The organism is Bifidobacterium sp. UBA6881 (genome assembly GCA_002451435.1).
Taxonomy (GTDB): Bacteria; Actinomycetota; Actinomycetes; order Actinomycetales; family Bifidobacteriaceae; genus Bifidobacterium.
On the sequence record DKCF01000094.1, the window covers coordinates 1 to 1,621 of the forward strand.

General features: G+C 60.8%; 1 protein-coding gene. It reads left to right on the top strand.

The window, feature by feature from the left end:
• Positions 1 to 1,275, top strand: a 1,275-nt coding sequence (locus B3C64_RS07400; protein ID WP_349679967.1) for an MFS transporter, incomplete at its 5' end; no start/stop codon positions are given.
• Positions 1,276 to 1,621 lie beyond the last annotated feature (346 nt).

The following is a 1,621-nucleotide window of genomic DNA, read 5'->3' on the forward strand; positions in this document are numbered from 1 at the left end:
TCTCCGGAAACGGGCAAGCCGTTCTCGACAGCCACCACCGCACGTTACCTTGTCGCATTCGTCATTTTCGCCATTCTCAACTGCGCAGCGTTCGTACTGAACGGTAATACGCTGATGCCGCAGCATCTGAGGGACATCGGCTACAGCGAGACCGAAGCCACCACTGCACTCGGCACCATCACTTCGCTGACCGCCATCGTCGGCCTGCTGTCCGGCTACATCTGGGGCGCGTTCTCCGACCACACCCGTTCCCGTTTCGGCAAGCGTACTCCGTGGATCTTCGCCGGCTCCATCGTCGCCGGCATCGGCCTGTACCTGCTCGGCACCTTCGGTGACGTTCCGAGCCTGACCGCCAGCTACATGCTGAACAACCTGGGCCAGGGCGCCATCCAGACGCCGATGTTCGCCATCCTCGCCGACCGCGTTCCGAAGTCCGTGCGCGGCACCCTTTCCGCAGGTCTGGGCGCGACCGCACTGGGCACGCCGGTCGGACAGTTCATCAGCTCGCTGTTCCTTGGACAGCCGTACCAGAACATGGGCTTCATCGTCGGCGCGTTGATGATCGCGGCCTCCGGTATCATCCCGCTGCTGATTCTGCCGCGTGAACGCAGCTCCAAGGACGACGGCGACGGCAAGAGCGGCGCAGAAGCCGCCAAGGAGGCTCTGGAGAATCTGCTGCCTCCGAAGCTGAAGGGCGCGCACGACTTCTACAAGGCATGCGGCGGTCGTCTGCTCATGATGGCCAGCTACGCCATGATCTCCCAGTACACGCTGTACATCTTCGAGAACTACGTCGGTCTGACTGTGAAGGAAGCCGCAAAGGCAATGGGCACCCTCTCCGCCGTCACCTTCGTCGTGTCTCTGATTGGCTTGGCCGTCTCCGGCCCGCTGTCCGACAAGATCAAGGCACGTAAGATGCCGATCGCCATCGCCTGCGTGCTGTTCATCATCGGCACGCTGTGCCCGGTGATGTTCCGCAGCGTCAACGGCGTGCTGCTGTACGCCGCGTTCGCCGGCCTTGGCTATGGTGTGTACATCGCCGTCGACGGCGCTCTGAACGTCGATGTGATCCCCGCCGAAGCACAGCACAACCGCACCGGCGGCAAGTACATCGGTTTCGGCAACCTGGCCAACACCTGCGGCCAGGTGCTGGCTCCGGCCACCACCGCCATGCTCGTCGCGGTGACCGGCTCCTACTACTCCGCGTTCGTCGTTTCCGCACTGTGCGCACTGGTCGGTGTCGCCCTGATTCTGTGGATCAAGAACGTGAAGTAACATTCGGTTCCGTCGTTCAGGGCGCGCGAATGCCGCTCTGAACGATGTTTGACCATCATGGGATAAATCCCATGCATAGCGCGCGAGACTCCGTCTCCGCGCTTTTTTCATGCCTTCACGAGCGTATTGCGGATTCGCTCACGTGTGATCCTTCGCATCGGCGTGGCGAATCATCCATCAATGCCGATGCATGCGAATTCCGCCCGCATGATTTGTTTACACAACCGTGCGATACGTTATCGGTGCCGTTACAAAACGGACGTTAGCATGTGGCCTCATGACAGAGGAACACACCACCAATGGCAACGAAACAAACAATCAGGCGAGACGCATAGAGCCAACCACC